The sequence below is a fragment of the Streptomyces sp. genome (assembly GCF_035563135.1).
GTDB lineage: Bacteria > Actinomycetota > Actinomycetes > Streptomycetales > Streptomycetaceae > Streptomyces.
The window spans coordinates 1-2,848 of record NZ_DATMVN010000364.1 but is presented as its reverse complement, the minus strand read 5'-3'; the positions used below and the strand labels follow the sequence as shown (position 1 = coordinate 2,848).

Annotated in this window: 3 protein-coding genes; 2 read left to right on the top strand and 1 reads right to left on the bottom strand. The window is 73.8% G+C overall.

The features are described from left to right. Window positions 1-970: DUF6986 family protein (locus VN520_RS15745; protein WP_325747547.1), on the top strand; the 970-nt coding region annotated here is incomplete at its 5' end. 3 nt (window positions 971-973) lie between these two features. Here VN520_RS15745 and VN520_RS15740 read toward each other — a convergent pair. Continuing rightward, window positions 974-2,002 carry a LacI family DNA-binding transcriptional regulator gene (locus VN520_RS15740; RefSeq protein ID WP_325747546.1) on the bottom strand — a complete coding sequence of 343 codons (1,029 nt, stop codon included), beginning with the start codon at window positions 2,000-2,002 and terminating at the stop codon, window positions 974-976. A 183-nt stretch (window positions 2,003-2,185) separates the two neighbouring features. Between VN520_RS15740 and VN520_RS15735 the strand changes: the two genes are divergently transcribed. Next, window positions 2,186-2,848: ROK family protein (locus VN520_RS15735; RefSeq protein WP_325747545.1), on the top strand; the 663-nt coding region annotated here is incomplete at its 3' end.

Here is a 2,848-nt window from a genome sequence, read left to right as displayed (position 1 = left end):
GCGCATCGACTTCGAGGACGGTTACGGACCCCGCCCCGACGCGGAGGAGGACGAGGCCGCCGCCCGCGCGGCGCGCCTGGTCGCCGAGGCGTACGCCGACGGGTCCGCGGCCCCGTACACGGGCATCCGGATGAAGTGCATGGAAGCGGCCGTCCGCGACCGGGGCATCCGCACCACGGACATCTTCCTCACCGGCCTGATGCGGGCCGGAGGCCTGCCCGAGGGACTCGTCCTGACGCTGCCCAAGGTGACGTACCCCGAGCAGGTCACCGCTTTCGTGCGGCTCCTCGAAGCGTTCGAGGAGACCCACGGCCTGTCCTCCGGGCGCCTCGGGTTCGAGATCCAGATCGAGACCAGCCAGTCCATCCTCGCGGCGGACGGCACCGCCGCCGTGGCCCGCATGATCGACGCCGCCCGGGGCCGGGCGACCGGGCTGCACTACGGGACCTTCGACTACAGCGCCTGCGTCGGAGTCAGCCCCGCCTACCAGGCCAGTGACCACCCCGCCGCCGACCACGCCAAGGCCGTCATGCAGGTCGCCGCCGCGGGCACCGGAGTGCGGGTCTGTGACGGCTCGACGAACGTTCTGCCCGTCGGACCCGCCCAGCAGGTCCACGACGCCTGGCGCCTGCACTACGGCCTCACCCGCCGCGCCCTGGCCCGCGCCTACTACCAGGGCTGGGACATGCACCCGGGCCATCTGCCCACCCGCTACGCCGCCGTGTACGCCTTCTACCGCGAGGGCCTCGGCCAGGCCGCGTCCCGCCTCGCCGCCTACGTGGCCAAGGCCGGCGGAGACGTCATGGACGAGCCCGCCACGGCGAAGGCGCTCAGCGGCTACCTGCTCCGCGGCATCGACTGCGGCGCCCTGGACACCGGTGAGGTGGCCGGCCTCACCGGCCTGACCCGCGCGGACCTGGACGCCTTCGCCTCACCCCGCCGCGGCGGGCTGACCGTGACGGCGCCGTAGGCGTCACGCGGGAGGGAGCTCCCCCGAACCGCGTGGGATGAGCCGGGTCGGGAGCTCCACCCTGGCAGGGGCGTGAGCGGCGCCGTCCAGGCGGCGGAACAGATGTTCCGCCGCGGTGCGCCCGACCGCCGCGGCGTCCTGCGAGATGACCGTGATGCCGAGCAGGTCGGCCAGTTCGATGTCGTCGAAGCCGACCAGGGCGATCCGGCGGTCGCACTCGGCGAGGACGCGGACGGCGGTGACCGTCACCCGGTTGTTGCCCGCGAAGAGTGCGGTCACCGGCTCGGGGCCGGCCAGCATGGCCTCGGCGGCGGCCCGCACCCGGGCCGGACCGGTCGGGCCGAGGGAGACCCAGGTCTCCTCGGCCTCGATCCCGGCATCGGCCAGGGCCGCGTGGTAACCGCGCAGCCGTTCCGTGGCGGTGTGGATGCGCGGCTGGTCCCCGATGAAGCCGATCCTGCGGTGGCCGTGCGCGACGAGGTGGGCGACACCCGCGCGGGCTCCGCCGAAGCTGTCCGACAGGACCATGTCCGCGTCCACCCGCCCTGCCGGACGGTCGACGAACACGGTGGCGATGCCCGCCCTCATCTCCGGCTCCAGGTAGCGGTGGTCGTCACCCGCCGGGATCACGATGAGGCCGTCCACCCGGCGGGCGCACAGCGCGAGAACGAGCTCCTGCTCGCGCTCCGGGTCCTCGGCGCTGGAGCCGTTGATCAGCAGCGCGCCGTGGGCGCGGGCCACTTCCTCCACGGCGCGGCTCAGCGGGCCGTAGAAGGGGTCCGCGAGGTCCTCCAGCACCAGGCCGATGGACGCGGTGCGGCCCTTGCGGAGGACGCGCGCGCTGTCGTTCCGGCGGAAGCCGAGCGCCTCGATGGCCTCCTGGACGCGGCGCTCGGTGTCGGGGGTGACCCCGGGCTCGCTGTTCACCACGCGTGAGACCGTCTTGAGCCCCACCCCGGCACGGGCTGCCACGTCCTTCATGGTCGGCCTGTTGCCGTAGCGGGACTCGGAATGGCGGGCGGTCTCGGCCACGGTGCGCTGTCCTGACGTCGGGAACGGGTGATTCCGGTCCCCATCGGCGGTGCCGGGGTGGGGCCGGATGCTGTGGCGTCGAGCATAGGCCCTGGACAACGTTGTCAAGAGAATGGAAACTGAAGGGGCCGTCCGACTGAAGCCGCAGGTCCTGCGCCCTACCCCTCCGGAGAGTCCACACCGATGCATACCGACCTCGTCACCGCGCTCGACATCGGCGGTACCAAGATCGCCGGGGCGTTGGTGGACGGCGGCGGCTCCCTTCTCGTACGGGCGCAGCGCCCGACACCGGCCCGCGAGGGAGCCGAGGCCGTGATGGGTGCGGTGAGCGACGTCCTGGCGGAGCTGATGACCTCTGCGCTGTGGCACCGGGCGCAAGCGGTCGGCATCGGCAGCGCGGGGCCCGTGGACGCCTCGGCCGGTACGGTCAGCCCCGTCAACGTCCCGGGCTGGCGCGGGTTTCCGCTGGTGGACCGGGTGGCCGCGGCAACCGGCGGGCTGCCGGTCACACTCGTCGGTGACGGAGTCGCGATGACGGCGGCCGAGCACTGGCTGGGCGCCGCCCGCGGCTATGACAACGCGCTGTGCCTGGTCGTCTCGACCGGCGTCGGCGGTGGCCTCGTACTGGACGGAAAGCTGCACCCCGGGCCCTCGGGCAACGCCGGTCACATCGGTCACATCAGCGTCGACCTGGACGGGGACCCGTGCCCTTGCGGTGCGCGCGGCTGCGTGGAACGCCTCGCCAGCGGGCCGAACATCGCCCGGCGGGCCCTGGAGAACGGCTGGCGCCCCGGCCCGGACGGCGATGCGACAGCCGCCGCGGTGGCCGCCGCCGCGCGGGCGGGA